Origin of the sequence: Mesorhizobium sp. M4B.F.Ca.ET.017.02.2.1, assembly GCF_003998955.1 — a bacterium.
Taxonomy (GTDB): domain Bacteria; phylum Pseudomonadota; class Alphaproteobacteria; order Rhizobiales; family Rhizobiaceae; genus Mesorhizobium; species Mesorhizobium abyssinicae.
This window is the reverse complement of record NZ_RZOF01000036.1, coordinates 1-20,315: the sequence shown is the minus strand read 5'-3', so window position 1 is coordinate 20,315 and position 20,315 is coordinate 1. Positions and strand designations below refer to the sequence as shown.

Sequence of the window (20,315 nt, the reverse complement as noted above, 5' to 3'; positions counted from 1 at the left end):
CTCATCTCGTGCTCGCATGTGTGCCGTAAGGAACTCGCTCGCGTCCCGGTTGGTTCCGCCAGTGAGCACAACGCCTGTTCCAGGTCGGCATGGCGGACCGCGGGGCGGCGCCGTCGTCGATGTGCTTTCGCCACGTTTGAAACATATAAACCGATGATATTTCAATACGTAAGCGAAAATTCGCGAGGCAGAACTTGAGTAACAAACGGCTAACCATGCAGCCGGTCGCGCGCTGCGTTCTATTAGCGGATCGTGGTAGAGCTTTTGCGAAGACCCTGTTAGACTTGCCGACATAACAGGGTGGCAACGGCGCGCCGAGCCTGCCGAGGATTTTCCGTCGGCAAACGGCGAAGTGTTCAACAAAGCGGAAGTCGCCCGTGCTGGACCGCAAGCAGGGACCGGGGGCTTTGACCATGGCTGAACGGAACTACACCCGTCAGCTGGCGACCATCATTTCTATCGACGCCGTCGGATTCTCGCGCTTGATGGGCATCGACGACGAGCTGGCCGTCGCCGCCTTCGAGGAGCGGCGCGACATCATCGCCGACAGTTGCGCCGCGTTTGGCGGCCGTACTTTCGGCGATGCCGGCGACAGCATCATGGCCGAATTCGGCAACCCGATCGAGGCCCTGCGCGCCGCCTTCGATTTCCAGGGCAGGGTCGTTGCGCTCAATGCATCCGTGGCCGAGGACATGCGCATGCCGTTCCGGGCCGGCATCAACACCGGCGACGTCATCGTGCGCGAGGGGAGGCTCTACGGCGACGACGTCAACATCGCGGCTAGGCTACAGGAGTTCGCGCCGCATGACGGGCTCGCCATCTCGGAGACGACATGGCACCACGTGAAGGACAAGACAGCCGCCGAGTTCACCGATCTCGGCGAATTCATGCTGAAGAACATCGCCTTGCCGGTGCGCGTCCTGATAGCCGGCCGCGGCGGCGGTAGCGGAGCGTCGCCGGCGGCGCCGCTCGCTGCCATTTCCCCCGCCTTTAGCCCGCAAAAGGCGCCGCCCAAGGGCCCGCCAGCAATCGCCGTGCTGCCTTTCGCAGGCAATGGCGGCGAGCGCGATGTCGGCTACATGGCCGATGGCATCGCCGAGGATATCATCTACGGCCTCTCGAATACGAGGTGGCTTTCGGTGATCGCCAAGAGTTCCAGCTTCCAGTTCCGCGACGACAGCCTGGGAACCCGGGTGATCGGCAATGCGCTGGGCGCGCGCTACATCGTCAGCGGCACGCTGACGCGCAATGGCGGGCAGATCCGGCTCAACACTTCGCTGGCCGATACGTCGAATGGGCGTCTGGTCTGGTCGCAGCGCTTCGACCGCGACCTTGTCGACATCTTCAAGCTGCGCGACCAGATCGGCAGCGAGATCGTCTCCATGCTCGACAAGGAAGTCGACCGGGCCGAACAGGCGCGCACCTTCCAGGTGCCATGGGAAAGCCTTGAGACCTGGCAATTGGTGCGACGCGGCCGCTGGCACATGAACCGGCGCACGCGCGGCGATACCGAGATCGCCCTCGATTTCTTCGAAAAGGCCTATCGTGAGGACCCCAATTCCAGCGCCGTGCTGAATGAGCTGGCATGGTGGTATTTCTGGCGGGCGTGGCTGCGTTTCGGCGACAGCGACGACCTCGACAAGGTCCAGCAGTACGCGCGCAAGGCCTTGCTGATGGACAGCCTGGATGCGCGTCCGCACGCCCATCTCGGCGTCATCGATATCATGCGGGGACAGCCGCGGGCCGCGATCGAGCATCTGAAGGAAGCGCTGCACATCAACCCGAGCTTTGCCTTCGCGCGCTCGGCCATGGGCAGCGCCAAGCTTTTGCTCGGGGACGCCGCCGATGCGATACCGTTCTTCCTCGACACCGAGCGGCTGAGCCCCTTCGACCTCTATCGGTTCCACAATCTGGGAGAACTGGCGGTCGCCTACAGTTTCGTCGAGAACTGGCCGGCCGTGATCGCCACCGCCGACCGCTCGCTCAACCTGTCGCCAGGCTATTTCTACGCCAGGTATCTGAAGATCGGCGCGCTTATGCGCAGCGGCCGCGCCGATGAGGCCAGGCGCGAACTGGCAATTTTCGAGACAAGGCATCCGGATTTCTCCGAACAGCGCGTGCGCTGGATCCCGTTCGCCGACAAATCCGCCAATGAATTCCTCATTGCCAATTTCGAACTGGCGAGGTCGGCGACGTGATTTCGCGGGCCGGCTGGTGGCTGGATGTGATGACTGTGAAGAGAATCACATACGCCGGATCGATGCAAACCTAGGCCATGAGACGGCCGGTATCGCAATGACGTGGACAGCCGGGGGGCTTGAACGCGAATGATCAAGTTAAAGTATTTCGATAAGGTCCGCGCAGCCCAGAAAAGCCAGCGACCGCTGTCGGAAATGCCGCCATTCGACATCGAACGGCTGCGCACCAATGGCCTGGCGTCGCGCATCGTCGGCTTCTTCTTCAACGATCCCCGCTGGGCCCTCGCGCTGCTGCGCCGCTTCAAGCCAAACCTCGGTTTCGGCAATTTCCTGCTCGTCACCAGGAATGCCGACGTTCGCGACATATTGGAGCGCGGCGACGAGTTCGAGACGCCTTACGGACCGGAGATGGCCGAGCTGGCGCGGGGCTCGAATTTCATCCTCGGCATGCAGGACGGCGCCGCCTACCGGCAGATGAAATCGTCGGTGCTGAGCGCCTTTCCACCGGCCGAGGTCGAGGCCAAGGTTCGACCGATCGCGGCGCGCCATTCCAGGGACATCATGACGGCCGCCAGCCCCGGCCTCGACGCCATAGCCGGGCTGCTGAAGCTCCTGCCGGTGCATATCTGCCGCGACTATTTCGGGCTTGAGATCGACGACGAATCCGAGTTCGCCGACTGGGCGATCGCCTTGAGCGCGCTGTTCTTTTCCGATCCTACGGCCAAACCAGTCACGCGCGAGCTTGCCGTTGTCGGCGGCGATCGGCTGATCAAGGTCATCGACCGCTCCATCGACGCGATCAGGGAAAAGGGCCAGAAGGACCAGCCGCTGGCGCGGCTTGTCGCCTTGCTCGACCAGGGCCGGCTGTCGCGCCCGGACATCCATTCGATCATGTTGGGCATGATCGCCGGCTTCGTGCCGACCAATGTGCTGGCCGGCGGCAATTGCCTGGACGTCATCCTGTCGCGGCCCGATGCCAGGCAGGCCATCGACGCGGCGCTCGCCGAAAACGACACGGCGAAGCTGGACCGGGCGATCATGGAGGCAATGCGCTTCAAACCGATCTGGGTCGGCCCGTGGCGCTATGCCTCGCGCGACGCGACCATCGCCAGGGGGACGCGCCGCGAGCGGCTGGTGAAGGCCGGAACGGTGGTGATGCCGGCGACACTGTCGGCGATGTTCGACCCTGACGCGGTGCAGAACCCGAACGATTTCGACACAACGCGCCCGCATCGCGACTATCTGGTGTTCGGGCACGGCATCCATCTGTGCATCGGCGCCGAGATCGCCAGGATCCAAATCGGCGAAAGCCTGCGCGCGCTGTTCGGCAAGGAGAAGCTGCGCCGCGCCAGCGGCAGGGCCGGACGCCTGAGCAACATCGGCGCCTATCCGGAAAGCCTCAAGGTCGATTTCGAGCAGCCGGCGTTCTGCCACACCGTCGACCAATCGATGGTGACAGTGGTCTGTCCGGTCGTCCGGCCCGTGCCGCTGGACGCCATCCGCGACAAGGTCACCATGCTCGGCAATCCGGCCATCGAGGAGATGAGTGCCGCGCTCGACACCGCCGGCACCATTCACTTCACCAGCCTCGCCGTGGCCGGCACCGGCGAATTCGATGACGCTTCCGGTGTCGAGAAAGGCGCGCTGGTTCTCGAAATCTCCGGCGACGGCAGCGCCAGCGAGGTCATCGATGGCGTCTCCCAGGCCATCGGCCACCGGCTGCGGCCGATCTTCAAGGACGTCTGCGGCCTCCCAGATGGCGGCGCGCTGAGCGACTTCCTGCGCAAGCACAATATCGAGATATCGCCATCCTTCGGCAGCAATGCAGGACTGGTGTTTTCCGGCACGCCGGGTCATTCGGTCCGCCGCATCCTGGCCGAAGCCGAGCTTGCCGGCATCGTGCGCGACATCGCCGAGCGGCCGCGCGCCGGCAATGGCGACGCCGCCGCCGTGCTTGCCGAGGCGCGCCGGCATGTGCGCTCGCTGGGCAGGTTCGACTGGGCTTTCCAGCCGGCCGAAAGCCTGCTCGAAAGCCCGCCCGGAAAATGGTGGCGGGCCATCACCACCACGCTGCTGGCGCCGCCCATGCTGGTGGCCGTCGCGGTCGTGGTGCTCGTCTCCTGGAAGCTGACCTACAAGCTGGTGTTCGGCGATCCGAGCGGTCTCAGCTTCGCCACCATCGCCATCGCCGGCACCGCGCTTCTGCTAGCCGTGCTCGGGCTCATCGCGATGATCGCGGTGGCGCTTGGCGTCTGCTTCATCGCCTTGCGGCGCCTCGAAGACATCGACCGTCCGCATAACACGCCGGTCGACCTGCAGGCGCTGGACAAGATCATCGTGCATGAGGATCGCGCCGCGCAAAACCATATGACGGCGATCTCGACGATGAAGGCCGGACTCCTGCGGCGGCTGGCGCTCAGGCTGTCTTTCTACCTGATCTCGATCACGGCCCGGAAAGTGTATCGGCCGGGCTTCCTCGGCACCATCAACACCATCCATTTCGCCCGCTGGGTGCTTTTGCCCGGGACCAACAGGCTGATGTTCTTCTCCAACTATGGCGGCAGCTGGGAGAGCTACCTGGAAGATTTCATCGCCAAGGCCGCTTCCGGGCTCACCGGTGTGTGGAGCAACACCGAGGGCTATCCGCGCACGCGCTGGCTCTTCCTCGATGGCGCGCGCGACGGCGACCGGTTCAAGCGCTGGGCACGGCGGCAGCAGGTGCCGACCTTGTTCTGGTATTCGGCCTACCGCGAGCTCAACACCGCGGCCATCCGGATCAATTCCCGGATCAGGCGCGGCATTGCTTCGGCTAGCGACAACGAGGCGCGCGACTGGCTGAGCCTGTTCGGTTCGCTGCCGCGTCTGGCGACCGAAAGAACCGCCGTTCAGAAAACCACCTCGCTGCTGGCCAATATCAGTTCGGCCTTCCCGCCGCCACTGGAGCAGCAGCTCGAAACCGGCGAGATCCAGTCCATCTTCTTCGGTCCGTTCGGAGCGCTGGCGCATGCGCATATGCTGGCGATCGCCATACCGGAGACCCTGTCCAGGGCAAGCCGCAAGGCCTGGCTCGAATTCGTCGTTGCCCGCGCGAGCTTTGGCGATGGCGTGCCGCGCGAACGCGCCTTGACGCTGGCATTCGGCCCTGACGGCCTTCGCCGCCTCGGACTGGGCGGCGGCGTCGACGGCGACCCGCTCGGCACGTTCCCCGTCGCCTTTCGCCACGGCATGGGCAATCCCGAACGCAGCCGTATCCTGGACGATCTCGGCGACAGCGTTCCCGACAATTGGCAGTGGGGTTCACTGCAGAAACCGGTGCACGCCGTCGTCGTCTGCTATGCGGAAAGCCCCGAGATACTGAAAACCGAGCTGGCCGCGCTGAAGAAAAAGACGTCGGGCGCGGGGATGGTGCTGGTTTCGGAACTGCCGCTCGCGGTGAAGCGGGAAGGCAAGCGCGCGGTCGAGCATTTCGGCTTCGTCGACGGTGTCTCGCAACCGATCGTCAGGGGCACGGCGCGGGCCAACGCGGGTGCTGCACCCATGCATCTGGTCGCGCCCGGCGAATTTCTGTTCGGCTATCGCGACGAGCACGGCTTCTATCCGGCTTCACCCTCCGTTCCGGCCGCGCAGGACCGCTCCGGCATCCTGTCGGCCGTGCGCCGCAACCGGCAGATCGCCGGACAGCCGCCACCGCCGCACGATTTCGGCCGCAACGGCTCCTTCCTCGTGATGCGCCAGTTCGAACAGCACGTCGAACGCTTCGAGGATTACTGCAAGGCGGCCGCCGCGCAGGCAGCGGGCGAGACTGGCAATCAGGCGATCACGCCGCGCTGGGTCGCCGCCAAGATGCTCGGCCGCTGGCCGGACGGCAGCTCGCTGGTGCGCAACCCGGATGGCCGCCCCGGACGCGGCGTCGACAATGATTTCACCCTCGGCGTCGAGGATCCGCAGGGACATCGCTGCCCGCTCGGCGCCCACATACGCCGCTCCAATCCGCGCGACTCGCTTGGCGAGGACCGCGAGACGCAGACCCAGATCGGCAAGCGCCACCGCATCATCCGCGTCGGCCGCCCCTACCAGAAGCAGGACCGGAAGGGCGCGAAGGTCGAGAAGGGCCTGCTGTTCATGTGCCTCAACGCCGACATCGAGCGCCAGTACGAATTCATGCAGCAGACCTGGGTCTCATCGACCTCGTTCCAGGGGCTGGTCGGCGAAAAGGATCCGACGATCGGCTCGCGCAGCGGTGACGGCAGGTTCACCATCCCATCCTGGGAAGGCGTAACGGTGCTGAAAGGGATACCGCAATTCGTCACCACGCGGGGAGGGGGCTATTTCTTCATGCCCGGCAAATCCGCGCTGCGCTATCTGATCTCGCGGCTCTGATTCGGGTGCCGAATGGCGAAATGAGGCCCTCAGTCGTCGTCCTGCGATTCGGCAATGGTACTGAGAGCCCTGGCGTCGGTTATGCGCAGGCCGCCGCGCTTGATGTCGATGATCCGGCGGCTGCGCCAGTCGTTCAGCGTCTTGTTGACCGACTCGCGCGTCGCGCCGAGGAACTCCCCCAGCTCCGATTGCGAGATCGGTATCCAGCCGTCCCCGTCGGCCATCACGCCGCCCAGGAACACCAGCCGCTTGGCCAGCCTGGCCTCGATGCCGAAGAAGGCCTGATCGCCGAGCTCGCCGCTGACCCAGCGCAGCCGGGCGCACAGCAAATCGATCATGGCACGCGCAAGCGGGGGATTTTTCTCAATCCGATCAAAGAGTTGCGCACGGCTTAGCGAAACCAGCTCGCACGCGGTGAGGCAGATGGCGGTTGCCGTGCGCGGGCGTCCGTCGAGCGCGCCGATCTCGCCGACCAGGCTGCGCGACAATTCGATATTGGCCACCAGCTTCTGGCCGCCGGGCGAATAGATCGAGATCTCCACCGTGCCGTTCATCACGCCGTAGATGCGGTCGGCGGCATCCTCCTGGACGAAGAGGTGCTGGCCGGCGGCATAGCGCTCGACCTTGCAGCCGCTGAACAGAAGTTCGAACTGGCGCGGATCGATCCGCGCCAGGCGCGGCAGGTCGTTCCTGTCGTTCGCGCTGGCGAAAGCCATGTTGATGTCCCGATTGCCGCCCTCGCCGAAGTTTACGGCAACAAAGGACGGCGTCAAAGCCCCCGGCGTTGATCCATGCAGTTGCGCGGTCAGATGGCGCGGCGTTGCCCCCATCTGGTGCCCGATGCGCAGTGCGCGGAAGGCCGTCCGCGCGCGCGGCGGGAGGAGCCGTGACGCGCGCGGACGGCAACTGTGAAACGTCCGGCGATCGAAAATCCCTGCCTGGACCGGTTGCCTTCCAGATCGCGCAGACTTCACTCGGCTGGCCGACAGATGTTGGCCGAGCCGCTTTACGTTGCGTGAGAACCCGCTGAAGGTCTGTGAAGGCTGTCACATCGCGGCAGGCCACGCGATTGCCGGCGCGCGCAGGCATGGTGGCGGCCCGTCGCGTGAAGGGCTTCTCAGGAGTGCCGGTGCAATTCAGTGAAGGCCAGCCATCCAACCGTTTCGTCAGGTTGGATGGTGGGCGATGCAGGGATTGAACCTGCGACCCCACCCGTGTGAAGGGTGAGAAACCGAACATTGGCGAACGCCAATGAACAGAATAATGCAATAAAATCAATCGCACTTGTTCATATCGGTTCAGTAATGTATTTCATGGAAATTTCATGCGTTTCATGGATATGGCAATGGACCTCTCAAGGATTGGTGACCGGGGCAAGCTGAAACCGAAAGCGGGCGACGAGCCCCACTGGCAGCGACTTCGCGCGGGCTGCTACGTCGGGTTCCGCCCATCGCGCAAGGGCGGCAAGGGCACGTGGTTCGCGCGGGCCTATGACGCCGACAAGCTCAAATATCTCCGCAAGCCACTCGGCGACTATGGCGCGCTCGATGGCAACGACGTCTTCACCCAGGCCAGGAAGGATGCCGAAAAGTGGGCCGATCAGGTCGAGAGCGGCGGCGTGCGGGCCGAAAAGGTCGAGACGGTCACCGACGCTTGCAAGGCCTATCTGAAAGACAGACCCGGCTCGATCGCGGAGGGTGTCTTTCGGCGGCACGTCTATGACGATCCAATCGGTAAGGTTCGGATTGACAAACTTCGCCGCCATCACCTCCGAGAATGGCGAAAGCGGCTGGAAAGCGCTCCAGCCCTAGTCACGCGCAACAAGGGTGGAAAGACAGTCACCAAGTCTCGCTCGCAGTCGACCGTGAACCGAGACATGGTGCCGCTGCGGGCCGCATTGGGGCGGCTCCTGACGCCCGGCGCGCCCAACACCGATGCGGCTTGGCAGGAAGCCCTCAAACCGGCAAAGGGAGCCGACAGGCGGCGCGACCTCTACCTTGACCGCGCCGAGCGCAAGAGCCTGCTGGAGGCAGTGGAAGCCGAGGCGGAACCATTCCTGCGCGCGCTGTGCCTCCTGCCGCTGCGGCCGGGCACGCTGGCGAGCCTAATCGTCGGCGATTTCGACAAGCGGACGAGGGCGCTCACCATCGGCAAGGACAAGAACGGCAAGCCGCGCCAGATCACGGTGCCGGCGATCATCGCCGATTTCCTCACCGAGCAGAGCAAGGACAAGCTGCCGGGCGCGCCGATCTTCATGCGCGGCGGTGGGGGGCCCTGGAACAAGGACGCCTGGAAAGGTCCGATCAAGGACGCCGTAGCAAAGGCGGAACTGCCTGCCGCCGTGTCCGCCTACACGCTGCGGCACTGTGTCCTCACCGATCTCGTCACCGCTGGCCTGCCGGTTCTGACCGTGGCCCAGATCAGCGGTACGTCGGTCGCCATGATCGAAAAGCACTACGGCCACCTCGTCGGAGACGCCGCCGCCGAAGCGCTTGCGGGCTTGGCGCTGTAGATGAACGTGGCTGACTAGCTCAGGATGCAGGCAGCCTGGGCCGATTGGTGCCGACAACTATCTGGGCACTATGCACATCATCGTTCCTGTTTGAACGAGGATGAACAAAATGAGAATTTCCAATAATGACAGGCCTTTAGAGCCGGTTGCCTATTCCATCGCGGAGGCCTGCCGCGTTTCGAGCTTAGGTCGGACCAACCTCCACTACCTCATCAAAGAGGGAAAGCTTGAAGCCCGCAAGCTCGGCGGGCGCGTCCTTATTCCAGCCGCTGCCCTTCGCCGGCTGATCGAAGAAGCGCCGGCCGCGTGATCGATATGGCGGACGACATTGTTTTCTGCGCGCATACCGGGCGTTGCGTTCTCGCCAACGGCGACATTGCAGAGGCTACGGAGGCGCTGACAATAAGGCCAGCCATATTCGATGGTCGGACCGCAGATGAGATTTGCGACGCTGCCGCAGCTACGGAGCTTGCGGCCTGCCGCCGTCGTGCCGAGGCGAACGAAATAGTCTTCTGCGCCAAGACAGGTCACCGGCTTGTTGCGGACAATGTCATTGAATTCCCGCGACGTGGCGCGAAGCCTGTCCCGATCCAGGCCGAGCACGTTCCTGAAAATGATGACATCTGAAAAGCAAAAGCCCGAGCGGCAACTCGGGCTTTCGAAATGCGGCTTCTGAGACAGCGAAGCTAAAGCAAACATTCAACGTTGCGGCTTTAGCAACAATCTGCTGTCTCGTCAATGATGATGAGACTGAAGTGAACATAGATTACGATTGCGGCGAGGCGGCTTCCATACCGTCTATCGACATACTGGTTGGTAAGCCAATTGGGTGCGACCCGTGAGCGCCGCCCAGCCGTATACCTTTCAAGACTGGCAGGATGGCAAAGCTCCCAAGAAAGGATGGGACTGCGCCGACGCGATCGATGACGGCTGGTCGAAGGATCAGCTTGACGCGTTCATGCGCGCGACCGCTCGCCCGTGGTCGCCGCCGCAACAGAAACCGGCAGGCGAGGCCGCTGAGCGCGTTTCTCCCGCGCAGGCTCCCCAACAGCCTGCCGGTGCCTCCTCGCCCGTCCGCGAGGCGCGCACGACCGAACAAGCCAAGCCCGAACCGGTGCCGTTTGGAGACAACGACAACGGCTTGGCAGCGCCGCGCGTCAAGCCCAGGATCATGATCGTGAAGGGCGAGATCCATCAGGCTGTTGAACAGGCGATTACTGTCCTCTCCGACATTGAGCTAGGCATTTTCGCGCGAGCGGATGAGCTTGTTCGCCCAGTCACCAATCGCACACCGACGCATACCCTGAGCGTTGCAAAGCAGGGGGAGAATGTCACTCGGCCTGACGGTGCGGTCACCGTCTCGACACTGCCAGAGGCGGCGATTGTCGAGGCCCTGACGCGGAGCGCTGAGTTCGCTAAGTTTGACGGCAGGCGGCATGCCTTCGTGCAGTGTGACTGCCCGCCTGAGGTGGCTCGGATGATCCTAGCCCGGAAAGGCTATGGATGGACGATGCCGCGTCTGCGGGCGGTCATCAGCGCGCCCACGCTGCGGCCTGACGGGTCTGTCATCAGCGAACCTGGGTATGATCCTGGAACCGGCCTGCTCCTGGTGGGCGAACGGCTCTGGCGGCACGTTCCTGAAAATCCGTCTAAACGCCAAGCCACAGACGCGCTTGCCGTTTTGTCTGAGCCGATCGCCGCGCTTCCCTTCGTTGCGGACAGCGATCGTGCTGCTGCCCTCGCGCTGCTGATCACGAGCGTAGTGCGCCCCAGCCTCGCGACCGCGCCAATGTTCGCGGTGTCCGCGCCTTCTGCCGGCACAGGGAAAAGCCTGACGGTCGACATTGCGGCGATCATGGCTACTGGCCGCCGCGCGGCTGTCGTCACGCCAACACCTGATGAGGCTGAACTTGAGAAGCGGATTGGCGCGTGCGCTCTCGCTGGCGATCCGATCCTGAGCATCGACAACGTGACGCACATCCTGCGCAGTGACCAACTGTGTCAGATGCTGACGCAGGATGAGGTCCAGGTTCGCGTGCTGGGCTCGTCGAAGAATGTCCGCATTCCGGCGACAAGCCTGATCTGTGCGACTGGAAACAACCTGACGGTCTACGGCGATCTCAACCGGCGCACGATCCAAATCCGGCTAGATGCCAGGTGTGAGCGGCCTGAGGAACGACCTTTCGAGTTCGACGCCATTGATCTTGCTGTGAGCAAGCGGCCCGAGCTAGTTGCGGCGGCTCTGACGATCGTTCGTGCCTACTGGTCGGCAGGCCTACCGAATAAGGCTCCGCCGATGGGAAGCTTTGAGGACTGGAGCGGTCTTGTCCGATCTTCTTTGATGTGGCTTGGCCTGGCTGACTGCCGGGGTGATGTCGCAGCCCAGCGGGCCGGGGACCCTGAGAAGGATGAGCTAGCCGAGATTATCGGCGCGCTACCAATCGAGCCTTTCACGGCGCGGGGAATTGCCGTCAAGATCGCTGAAAGCCCACTGCTCAAAGAGGCGCTGGCAACGTTCATCGATCGGGGTGGAGTATTCTCCTCCAAACGGCTCGGGAAGTATCTGGCCCGGTACGCCGGGACGCGGATCGGTGGACGATGGATTGAGCAGATGCCCCGCGACAGCAATAGCAACAGCACGGTGTGGCGCGTGGCGGGCGACGATGGCGCTTGTTCGTCACCATCGACCGGTGTCGCGGAGCCGAAATTCGACAGTTGGTGAAGAGTGTCGTGCTGGCGATCCGCCTTGGTCAGAGCCTAACCTATTGCGCCAACCCTTCTGCGCCGAGGGTCATCAAACGTTGCCCAAATGTCTGTAGCTCTTGGTGAGGGATGGCGAATCCTATTGTCGTATCTCCAAAGTGAAAAACAAGGGTGTGGTACCCTGGCTTGTGACCTGGAGCTACGTTTATCCCAGACGGAACGAGAACACTGTAATTAGATCGCCCTGTTGGAGCGTAATTTGCGTTGGCGTCCTTCGCGGTCTTGAGCAAGAGAGCCGCAATAGGCCCAGCCTCTTCCGTTTTCATTTCGCAGAACGCATTCTCTTTGCCGTTATCTTCGATCGAGACACGCATCATCCCCTTTTGCTCAAGGGGTTTAGCCATGAACTTGCCGCCGCTACCGCCGCTCATTTCAACTCTCCCGTAACCAACGCCTCGCTTTGTCTATCCGAGGGAAGGCCCCCTAGCTCGCCTCGTTGTTGAAAGGCGAGAACTCCCAATTGAATTTGAAGCCCCTGCGCCCGCCGCCAGCCACTACCTCTGGCGCCTTAAGATCGCGGACGGCGCTAACGCAGAATTTCGTTTCATGGCTTTTCCCGAAAACGTCATCATAAAAAACTCTCCCAAAAGCGTAGAGGCGCTGGCCGTTGTCAGCAAGAACTGCGTCAAACTCATCCTTGGTCAGCGGTCTTAGCCCGTCGCCATTACATGTGACCTCGGCTCCCGCAGTGAGAGTACTTGCCGGGGTGGTTTGACCCGCAGCCGGTACGATCATCTCACCGATGATTCGTCCGACCGGATGGGCGTGAATCATCAAGATCGCTATGTGTCGCAAATTGTATGCGGGAGAAGCCCCGGAATTTTTCAAACTAAATTGAAAGCTGGGGATTAGACCCTCGCCGAACTCCATCACGTCTGAAGGCAAGGCGGAAACATAAGCTCGCACTTGGGAGTGCCCGACCTCGCGATCGGTGCTGATGGCCTGCCGCGTTTGCATTAGTGACCACAACAGAAAGATCACCCCAACGAAGCTGAGCGCAACGCCGGACGCTGTCGCTTTGAACGTCCAGTCAGCCCAATATGCCATGTCCTGCTGAGCTTCGGCGTCTGCGCTGATGTTCTTAGTTTGCTCGTAGGTCTGGATTGCGTGAGCCAGACATTCAGCCACGAAATCGGCAGGCGCGGAAGAGACAGCGCAATCTCGGCTAATACGGCGAGCAGCTTCAGTCCGCCCCGTGTCAGCGTTCTTTTCTTCCTGCCGGTAGGACTGGATTCGTTCTTGTCGCTGTAGCGATAGCGAATTCCATCCGCCAATCCCGATCGCAACGACTGAGTAGATTAGGAAAACGGATACGCACGCTGAGGATATGAACCGCGCCAGATGCCACCACGTGACTTGGTGCAGATATTCCTTAGGCCATCCGGTTATAAAGTAAGCGAACTTTCGATTGAAAGGACTGTCTGACATTGAAGAGAGATACCGCCCGCGAATCTTCAAGCTGGCAAGTGTCGCCTAGAACAGCGCTCGCAACAACTGCCTTGGCGGGTGAAAGCCCGAAATTCTAGCTCCCAACCATCGGTCCTTACCGTGCTCCTCAATTCAATGAGGGCACGACAAATATGACTGTTCCGAGCGAAACCAACCGTTCCGGCCCCTACAACGGCAACGGTTTCACGACCGTTTTCGACTATGAATTCAAGATCACCAACGAAAACTATATCAAGGTGATCAAGGCTGACGCGGCTGGCGTCGAGACGGTCTTGACGATCGATGCGGATTACATCGTGTCCGATGTCGGCAACCCGGCCGGTGGGCAGATCGCGCTCACCGTACCACTGCCCACCGGGCAGACGTTGACGATGATCCCAAATGTTCCGTTTACCCAGGAAATCGACCTGGAGAACCAGGGCGCTTACTATGCTGAAACAGTCGAGACAGGGCTTGACCTTGCCACGCTGCGCGATCAGCAATTGCAAGAACAGATCAACCGCGCCGTGACAATTCCGGCGTCGGAAGACCCAGCCCAGCTTGAGGGCCTAGTCGGCGATATCCTTCGCTTGGCGGACAGCGCCGATAACATCGATATGGTCGCCGGCGCGATTGGGAACGTCAACACCGTGGCGGCGAATATCGCGAGTGTGAATACCGCCGCCGCCAACATGGCCGCGATTATCGATGCGCCTGCTCAAGCTGCGGCTGCGGCTGCATCGGCAACGCTGGCCCAGGCCTGGGCGGCAAACCCTGAGGACAGCGTTGTTTCTGGCGGGCTTTATTCCGCTCTGCACTATGCCGCCAAGGCTGCGGCGATCGTTGCGACCGTCGCCCTGCCGGCCATTCCCGTTGCGAGCAGCTTCCTCCAGCGCAACGTCGCCAATACGGCTTATGTAGCGGTGACGCCGGACAACGCACGCCTCGCAATGACAGCCCTGAAAGGGCAGGACATTGCGAATTTCGCTGGTGCGAACGAGAGCGCCAAGATCGCGGCCATGTACGCCGCCGCGCCGGCTCAGCCATATATGTACCGGGCTGACAGCCATATCGGCATCATCCGCGACGCCGCGCCGCTGAACTACCACAGCACCCGATCGGCTCTTGTTGTCCAGCATCGCGACACCGCTGCGGGTGCGATGAACGAACTGGCAGCTGGAGCGGTTTTTCAGTTCAACTCGACCGGGGACGGTTGGGTGGATGCAGCCAACAATCTTTCGCTGAGCATTTGGCAGGGCTTGGTCTCGTCTATGACCAAGACCGGTGACGGTAGCGGTTCGGCGTTTACGGCAGTTGTGGGTCTCGGAGCATACGGCGCTAACCAATACAATGAAGGGGGCCTATTCCAAGGCGAAGCAACCAATCTCGGTTCGTTGCACGGCACGATGTCCGGCACGGAAGTCCTATTAAAGGACGGTAGCGTTGGCACAAACTACAACACCCAGATGCACAGCGTCATCGGCCGCCTCGCTCGCTACAACAACGGCTCAAGTGCTGTGGCCAACTTCATGGCATCGTCGGAGGGGACGGTTGCTCCAGATGCTGCGTACTGCTTGAACGCTGGCGGCCTGCACACCTGGAAACGTGGCGTCGACCTTAAGGACGGCATCTTCACGACCGGCCAAGCTGTTTTGTTACCGAACAACGCCGCGCTGGCCTGGATGAGTTCGGCCGCAGCCGCCAAGACCGTCATGTTTGTGTCGGCCGCCGATGAAGTGTGGATTACGGGCACGGGCACCACGGCCGGAATATCCCTCGGCAACTCAGCTGCGGCTATCTCGTTCAGGGCGGCTGGTGTCGCGTCGGCGGTCAATTTTCTTGAGGCTTCTGGCGCAATAGCTGGAGGTACGCCGCTGCTTTGGGCTAGGGGTGCTGACGCGGACATCGGAATGGCTTGGGCGACCAAGGGAGCCGGTGCGCACTCATTCTACACCAACGGCTCGAACTTCAACAAACAGGTGGAAATTGGCCATGTGGCTACGCCGACCAGCTACATTTCCTTGAAGGGCGCGGCTGCGGCCGGCCATCCTGTCATCCAAGCGGCTGGCACCGAGGTTAACCCGAGCATGATCGTCCAAGGCAAAGGCACGGGTGGCGTCTACCTGAAGGATGGTGCGGCTGCGGTGAAGCTCCAGGTCAACACGACTGGCATAGGCTTCTTCGCGGCAGCACCCGTCGCCAAGCAGGCCATTGGCGCGGCATTGAGCCAAGGCGGCGCTGAGACAAACACCAACCTAGCCACCCGCATCAACGAAATCCGCACCGCTCTGATCAACTATGGCCTCGCCGCGTGACGCTAGGCGAAACCGTTTGGGTCTCTGGATAACGGCCGCCCTGGCGAGTATGTTTGGGTTGGGGCTATGTGGCTCTTTGGAAGTCTGGAATTGGGAAAAACATGCCCCGAGAAAGGAGTTCGCCGTAAGTGGCGAACGCGTAGTCAAGCTCCCGCTTAACGCCAAAGGCGTCGAAATATTCGACCCATCCCCACATAAGAAGCTGCCTGCTCCCGTCGGCGAGCTTATCAAAATCCTCCTGTGTGCAGATTACGCCACCGCACATGAACGTATAGCGGTCCTCTCCCGGTGGCAGCATGGTCATAGTCGTTTCTGTTACGGGGGGCCTGTTGGAGAAATCAAACCCGGCAGGGAGTGGACGAGCGGCGACCTCGAAATGGACACCACCTCGCATGTTATATGCTGGGGTTTGCCCAATGACTCCTATTCGCACGGTCCACCCAAGCATGATGCCGACCTTCGGCAGGGTGATGACGGATCTCTTCTGGTCGACAAAAGCATAGGCGCGCAGCTGTCTCTGACTCATCTCGCGAGTGTCGGCGATGGCTTTTTCGGCCGATTCGGCAGAACGAACGGCGGCGTTGGTAGCTCTAACCGTGTAGATGATGGTGATGACCAAGGCGACGACACCCACGCCAGACAGAACGAGTTGCCACCATGCAAGATACTCCTGCCATTCAGTGGCTGTAGCGCTTCTATCCGCAGCATCAGCGGCCCTGTTCTGGGCCTTCAAATCCTCTGCATCGTGCTTGTCGCTTTGGTCTTCGCGGTCCCTGGCACGCTGGGCCTCTTGCGGGTCTTCAACGATGCGAACCGGAACGGAAAATTGCGAGGTGCCGCTGTTGCTTTGGTCTGCTTGCCGATTTTCGGCTTTCTGTGGAGTTGGGCCTTTTTCGGTCACCCCGGCATTGTCTTGGGCGTAGGCGGTTGACGTAGCAAGCAACAGAGCAATCAATACGGCGCGCAAAGGCCCCTCCCGTCGCCCCATGTGTGTCATTTAGGCTTGCGGGGGAACCGACTTGCGTACCGCTCACAGCCACCAATATTCCCGTCGTACTTGGTGAACTCGATAATGCCCGACGATCCCACGACCACATCGATCTTGCAGTGATAGTCGTAGGTCTCGGTCTTGGTACCCTGTGATTGGACATAGATCGGCTGTCCGTTCACGTAGGCTGTGCTCGAATTGAATGTCGGCAACGTGTAGGAGCCGGTCTCTCGACTGCCCCAGCTGAACACGCGCTTGCCGTCTATAGTGTTCTCTGCATCCGGGAAGCCCAGGATATCGAAAGCCGCTTGATATGGTTTCCCGCGCAGTGAGCTAAGGCCCGCGTCCATGTTCTCAAACGTCTGACACCCGGCCGCAATGGCTATTACAGCCATCGCTAATGTATTCCGAATCTTCATGTAGCATCCCCCGCTTGCCTAAGTTGTTAAGTTGAAAACAACCGAAGTCAAGCGGGGCAGTGATCGCCGGATTACCGGATTTGCCGGATATGTTTCAGTCCACTGTGATTGTTGCAATGTAGCGCCTTACATAGCCGCCTTAACTGACAAATTCCCGCGTTTGGATGTAGCAAATCCGGGAAATCCGTAAATCCTAAGTGGTGCCATCTCTGATTTATCACCAATAAGTTGTATCGATCAGCGCGCCAAGATCAGGGTGTCGCGCATCCTCCATGCTTAGTTAGATGCCTTCCGATTGAAGCTTTCGACAGTCTCGTTGAACTGTTCGATGGCCTGCTCCTGCTCGCTTGCAAGGCAGCGTCCGTAGCCGGCTATTTTGCGCCGGTATTCTTCCATCTCAGATTTGCAGCTGTCGAAATCGTACTCGCCTGAGAACTGGAAGCCATATGAGGCGCAGGTAGGCGGTTCGGGCCTTTTAACTTCATCGTTTGCAAGTAGCGGCCGGTAGCCGGAACACTCCAAGTCGAGACCGCCTGCACTTGCGGATTGCGCGTACGTTGTGAGCAAAAGCCCGAGCATTAGAAATCTCACCATGCAGCCCCCCCGCACCTTTGATGGGGCAGCTAACACACCTTGCGATCACACACCAGAACGCGGCGTCGAATATAAGTTTGTATAAGCGGAAACAGCCGACAACTGATCGCCTGTATCAGTTGCCTTTATGGCACTCACGCATCGTCAGCGTCGGTTCGTTCAAGAATACCTGAGGTCGGAAACGGCCACAGAAGCCGCATTGCGCGCTGGCTACGCCTCATCTTCTGCCCACGTGATGGCATGCAGGCTAATGGCCGATCCGAGCATATTGGCTGCGATCGAGGAAGGGCAGCAAAAGCGCCTGGATCGCGTCGAGATCGATGCAGACTATCTGCTTATGCGGCTGCACGAGGAAATCGAGGCCGATCTAGCGGACCTCTACGACGAAGAGACGGGCGATCTCCTGCCTGTTCACGAATGGCCGGAAATTTGGCGGCGCGGGCTAGTTGCCGGCGTTGAGATCGAGGCGCTGTTTGACGGTCGCGGTGAAGATCGCAAGCAGATCGGCACGGCCAAAAAAATCAAGCTATCCGATCGCGTGCGCCGCCTGGAGGCTATCGGCCGTCACGTCTCCGTGGCTGCATTCCGCGACACGCTGGAGGTCAAGGGGCTAGATGGCCTTGCCGAGCGTCTGGCGCGCATATCACGCGCTCAAGCTGCGGCTGATGAGCCGGCAACATCTCCGCTTCACGCTATGCCGGTCACAGCGCCGGAACCGGCACTATCTTCACGCACAGAAACGCCCGCCGCGCCGCCAGCGAGCCCCAAGGAGCGCGATCCGTCGCCGGCCGCGCCTGAGACAGCCGCAGCGATCATCGACGCGTCTCCGCGCCCCTCCTACACGCCATTGCTGGCCGATTGGCCGGCCGACGACAGCGTGTCCGTCGACTACTCACCTCTGGACTAAGAAAGGCACTGAAATGGCAAATCCTCTCGCAACCAACATCGTCACCGCTGCTGCCACGGCAGACACTGCGATCGCCTCCTTGCGCGCCGCGCTGGACACGATCCGCACCAACGAAACCGCGCTGCTCCGACAGCTTGGTCAAAACGCCAAGGAGCACATCCAGGGCCGCTCGAACCTCGCCGGTATAGCAATCGCCAAGGTCGAGGGTGCGCCGCCCGACACGCGGACGGTACAGCAGATCGCCCAAGCCGCCTGGGCGGCGGAGTTGGTTTGATGGGCGCGGCCGTGATACTGAAATCAGGCGACATCGCTGAGAAGATCGAGGGCCTTGATCGGCTCGTGGCCGATCTCGGCGCTGACTTCGATCGGGCCGCAATGGACATCCTGGCGGGCGTTGACGGCGCGGGCAAGAAAGCCGCTGAGATCAATCAGAAGATCGACCGCCTGGGTGTGGACCGGCGCATTCTGGATCGCGCTCTCAAACGCGCCCAGGAGGCCGAAGCCGCTGCGCGCGAGGCCCAGAAAGAGGCCGAGCGCCGGAAGCACTTCGACGCAGCCAAGGGCCATGCGGCGCGCCTGTTGGCAGCTGCGACGCGCATTGACGCGGCGATTGCTGAGTTCACAGCGGCACTCCCCGAACTCAGTGAATGCGAGTTATCCGTGCGCCTGAGCCTTAGCCGCGCGGGCCATCATCTGCCAGGGGCAGTTGTGGGGCAGGTTGGGCTGGCGCTCGCGGCAGTCGACAAGCTCACCAGGCTTGCCGATGGCAGGGCACGTTTAAACGGCCCTGGAAAGTCGATCTCTGAAACAGCGGCTTTCGCTTGGAGCTTCCTGATCAACGATAACAGCGAGGCCGTGTGATGGCTGAGATCGATGCGGCGAGCATCCTGTTCCCAAACGATGTGCCGTCGAAGCCGGCCCAGGCACCCGACTGGTATCAGGTCCAGCGCAGCGCCGCCGAACAGCGGCTTAGCGGCGGCACGCATGACAAGACCAATGATGCCGCCGCGACGATGTTCCCAGGTGAGCGCAAGGCCGACGCTTCGGCTCCTGCTGGTGAAAAGACCGATGTCGCCGCCATGCTGTTTAAGGATGACGCCGCCAGGAAGGACGTTGATTTTGAGCGCGTCGTTGGCGGAGAGCTTGATCAAGTGACGCTGGACGCGATGAAGGACGGCGACGTCGAGCGAGCCAGTGCCTTGAAGGCCGCAACGGCGGCGTTGAGCGAGGACTTTCGCGCGGCTGGCACTTCTCCTGATGAGATTTCCCAGGCATTCCAAATCGTTCGCGAGAGCGCGGACAGCTTGTCCCCGCCGACGCGCGAACAGATCGAGGAGGGCTTTGCCGCCTCCATGGCTGAACTGGCAGCTTCCGGCGTCACCGAGGCTGATCTGGGCATTGCCCGCCAATTCATCAAAGACCTGGAGATTGTATCACCGGGCGTTGTGGCAAGCCTGGAGCGTCACGGCGCTGGTAATGATCCTCGCCTTGTTCGCGCGGCGATCAAGGAAGCCAAGAGGCGCGGCTACCGATGATCGCGTGTCCGCTCTGCACGGCCGCCGTGGCCGTGCCCGCGCTCGATGACCTTCTTACCTCGCGCGAGATCAAGGGACTCGAAGCCAGCATCCTTCGTGCGGCCTGGAAGGGCAAAGGCATGCCAGTCAACACCGAAAGGCTGTTTGACGCCATGTATGCCGACGACCCTGACGGCGGGCCATCGCCGACGCGCATGTATCTCACTTTCAATAAGGCCCTTGGCCGCCTTAACAGCCTTCTCGGTGGGTCCGGCGTCTCGGTTGTCGCTGTCGGGT

The 20,315-nt window shown here is 61.5% G+C and carries 18 protein-coding genes and 1 tRNA gene; 12 read left to right on the top strand and 7 right to left on the bottom strand.

Features of this window, described 5'->3' with window-relative positions:
- Nucleotides 1-413: 413 nt before the first annotated feature.
- Together EN738_RS07345 and EN738_RS07340 are read left to right on the top strand one after the other, a co-directional pair.
- Nucleotides 414-2,198: an adenylate/guanylate cyclase domain-containing protein gene (locus tag EN738_RS07345; RefSeq protein ID WP_127283129.1), complete on the top strand. Its 1,785-nt coding sequence runs from the start codon at nucleotides 414-416 to the stop codon at nucleotides 2,196-2,198.
- 129 nt (nucleotides 2,199-2,327) lie between these two features.
- Nucleotides 2,328-6,578, top strand: a complete 4,251-nt coding sequence (locus EN738_RS07340; protein ID WP_127283128.1) for a cytochrome P450 — start codon at nucleotides 2,328-2,330, stop codon at nucleotides 6,576-6,578.
- A 29-nt stretch (nucleotides 6,579-6,607) separates the two neighbouring features.
- Here EN738_RS07340 and EN738_RS07335 read toward each other — a convergent pair whose 3' ends face one another.
- Nucleotides 6,608-7,294, bottom strand: a complete 687-nt coding sequence (locus EN738_RS07335) for a Crp/Fnr family transcriptional regulator (protein ID WP_127283127.1) — start codon at nucleotides 7,292-7,294, stop codon at nucleotides 6,608-6,610.
- Nucleotides 7,295-7,754: 460 nt separating this feature from the next.
- Nucleotides 7,755-7,862, bottom strand: a tRNA-Leu gene (locus EN738_RS07330).
- 40 nt (nucleotides 7,863-7,902) lie between these two features.
- Between EN738_RS07330 and EN738_RS07325 the strand changes: the two genes are divergently transcribed.
- The 4 genes from EN738_RS07325 to EN738_RS07310 all read left to right on the top strand — a co-directional run bounded on the left by EN738_RS07325 (nucleotide 7,903) and on the right by EN738_RS07310 (nucleotide 11,812).
- Nucleotides 7,903-9,090 (top strand): tyrosine-type recombinase/integrase, encoded by a 1,188-nt coding sequence (locus EN738_RS07325; RefSeq protein WP_210214070.1) that lies wholly within the window; start codon nucleotides 7,903-7,905, stop codon nucleotides 9,088-9,090.
- A 109-nt stretch (nucleotides 9,091-9,199) separates the two neighbouring features.
- Nucleotides 9,200-9,400 (top strand): helix-turn-helix domain-containing protein, encoded by a 201-nt coding sequence (locus EN738_RS07320; protein WP_127283126.1) that lies wholly within the window; start codon nucleotides 9,200-9,202, stop codon nucleotides 9,398-9,400.
- A gap of 5 nt (nucleotides 9,401-9,405) precedes the next feature.
- Nucleotides 9,406-9,717 (top strand): hypothetical protein, encoded by a 312-nt coding sequence (locus EN738_RS07315; RefSeq protein ID WP_127283125.1) that lies wholly within the window; start codon nucleotides 9,406-9,408, stop codon nucleotides 9,715-9,717.
- 211 nt (nucleotides 9,718-9,928) lie between these two features.
- Nucleotides 9,929-11,812, top strand: a complete 1,884-nt coding sequence (locus tag EN738_RS07310; RefSeq protein WP_127283124.1) for a hypothetical protein — start codon at nucleotides 9,929-9,931, stop codon at nucleotides 11,810-11,812.
- A 40-nt stretch (nucleotides 11,813-11,852) separates the two neighbouring features.
- Here EN738_RS07310 and EN738_RS07305 read toward each other — a convergent pair whose 3' ends face one another.
- Both EN738_RS07305 and EN738_RS07300 read right to left on the bottom strand, forming a co-directional pair.
- Nucleotides 11,853-12,224 (bottom strand): hypothetical protein, encoded by a 372-nt coding sequence (locus tag EN738_RS07305; RefSeq protein WP_127283123.1) that lies wholly within the window; start codon nucleotides 12,222-12,224, stop codon nucleotides 11,853-11,855.
- Between the two features lie 52 nt (nucleotides 12,225-12,276).
- A complete protein-coding gene (locus EN738_RS07300; RefSeq protein WP_127283122.1) occupies nucleotides 12,277-12,981 on the bottom strand; it encodes a hypothetical protein in 705 nt (234 codons plus the stop codon).
- Between the two features lie 452 nt (nucleotides 12,982-13,433).
- Here EN738_RS07300 and EN738_RS07295 point away from each other — a divergent pair, with 452 nt between their 5' ends.
- Complete coding sequence (locus EN738_RS07295; protein WP_127283121.1) at nucleotides 13,434-15,596, top strand: hypothetical protein; 2,163 nt, start codon at nucleotides 13,434-13,436, stop codon at nucleotides 15,594-15,596.
- Nucleotides 15,597-15,660: 64 nt separating this feature from the next.
- Here EN738_RS07295 and EN738_RS07290 read toward each other — a convergent pair whose 3' ends face one another.
- The 3 genes from EN738_RS07290 to EN738_RS07280 all read right to left on the bottom strand — a co-directional run bounded on the left by EN738_RS07290 (nucleotide 15,661) and on the right by EN738_RS07280 (nucleotide 17,582).
- Nucleotides 15,661-16,563 (bottom strand): hypothetical protein, encoded by a 903-nt coding sequence (locus EN738_RS07290; protein ID WP_127283120.1) that lies wholly within the window; start codon nucleotides 16,561-16,563, stop codon nucleotides 15,661-15,663.
- A gap of 26 nt (nucleotides 16,564-16,589) precedes the next feature.
- Nucleotides 16,590-17,003 carry a hypothetical protein gene (locus tag EN738_RS07285; protein ID WP_127283119.1) on the bottom strand — a complete coding sequence of 138 codons (414 nt, stop codon included), beginning with the start codon at nucleotides 17,001-17,003 and terminating at the stop codon, nucleotides 16,590-16,592.
- Nucleotides 17,004-17,279: 276 nt separating this feature from the next.
- Entirely contained in the window at nucleotides 17,280-17,582 is a 303-nt protein-coding gene (locus EN738_RS07280) for a hypothetical protein (protein WP_127283118.1), read from the bottom strand.
- Nucleotides 17,583-17,724: 142 nt separating this feature from the next.
- Between EN738_RS07280 and EN738_RS07275 the strand changes: the two genes are divergently transcribed.
- From EN738_RS07275 to EN738_RS07255, 5 genes are all read left to right on the top strand, one after another.
- Nucleotides 17,725-18,504: a terminase small subunit gene (locus tag EN738_RS07275; protein WP_245494413.1), complete on the top strand. Its 780-nt coding sequence runs from the start codon at nucleotides 17,725-17,727 to the stop codon at nucleotides 18,502-18,504.
- A gap of 13 nt (nucleotides 18,505-18,517) precedes the next feature.
- On the top strand, nucleotides 18,518-18,778 hold the full coding sequence (locus EN738_RS07270) for a hypothetical protein (protein ID WP_127283117.1): 261 nt from the start codon (nucleotides 18,518-18,520) through the stop codon (nucleotides 18,776-18,778).
- Entirely contained in the window at nucleotides 18,778-19,365 is a 588-nt protein-coding gene (locus EN738_RS07265; protein WP_127283116.1) for a hypothetical protein, read from the top strand. Before EN738_RS07270 ends, EN738_RS07265 begins: the two co-directional genes overlap by 1 nt.
- On the top strand, nucleotides 19,365-20,039 hold the full coding sequence (locus EN738_RS07260) for a hypothetical protein (protein WP_127283115.1): 675 nt from the start codon (nucleotides 19,365-19,367) through the stop codon (nucleotides 20,037-20,039). Before EN738_RS07265 ends, EN738_RS07260 begins: the two co-directional genes overlap by 1 nt.
- A partial coding sequence (locus EN738_RS07255; protein WP_127283114.1) for a hypothetical protein occupies nucleotides 20,036-20,315 on the top strand: 280 nt, incomplete at its 3' end. The genes EN738_RS07260 and EN738_RS07255, both read left to right, overlap by 4 nt.

Coding starts and splice junctions, on each gene's coding strand:
- EN738_RS07270 (WP_127283117.1), top strand. CDS start 18,518: ATGGCAAATCCTCTCGCAACCAACATCGTCACCGCTGCTGCCACGGCA.
- EN738_RS07335 (WP_127283127.1), bottom strand. CDS start 7,294: ATGGCTTTCGCCAGCGCGAACGACAGGAACGACCTGCCGCGCCTGGCG.
- EN738_RS07285 (WP_127283119.1), bottom strand. CDS start 17,003: ATGAAGATTCGGAATACATTAGCGATGGCTGTAATAGCCATTGCGGCC.
- EN738_RS07305 (WP_127283123.1), bottom strand. CDS start 12,224: ATGAGCGGCGGTAGCGGCGGCAAGTTCATGGCTAAACCCCTTGAGCAA.
- EN738_RS07340 (WP_127283128.1), top strand. CDS start 2,328: ATGATCAAGTTAAAGTATTTCGATAAGGTCCGCGCAGCCCAGAAAAGC.
- EN738_RS07265 (WP_127283116.1), top strand. CDS start 18,778: ATGGGCGCGGCCGTGATACTGAAATCAGGCGACATCGCTGAGAAGATC.
- EN738_RS07275 (WP_245494413.1), top strand. CDS start 17,725: ATGGCACTCACGCATCGTCAGCGTCGGTTCGTTCAAGAATACCTGAGG.
- EN738_RS07320 (WP_127283126.1), top strand. CDS start 9,200: ATGAGAATTTCCAATAATGACAGGCCTTTAGAGCCGGTTGCCTATTCC.
- EN738_RS07345 (WP_127283129.1), top strand. CDS start 414: ATGGCTGAACGGAACTACACCCGTCAGCTGGCGACCATCATTTCTATC.
- EN738_RS07295 (WP_127283121.1), top strand. CDS start 13,434: ATGACTGTTCCGAGCGAAACCAACCGTTCCGGCCCCTACAACGGCAAC.
- EN738_RS07260 (WP_127283115.1), top strand. CDS start 19,365: ATGGCTGAGATCGATGCGGCGAGCATCCTGTTCCCAAACGATGTGCCG.
- EN738_RS07315 (WP_127283125.1), top strand. CDS start 9,406: ATGGCGGACGACATTGTTTTCTGCGCGCATACCGGGCGTTGCGTTCTC.
- EN738_RS07280 (WP_127283118.1), bottom strand. CDS start 17,582: ATGCTCGGGCTTTTGCTCACAACGTACGCGCAATCCGCAAGTGCAGGC.
- EN738_RS07325 (WP_210214070.1), top strand. CDS start 7,903: ATGCGTTTCATGGATATGGCAATGGACCTCTCAAGGATTGGTGACCGG.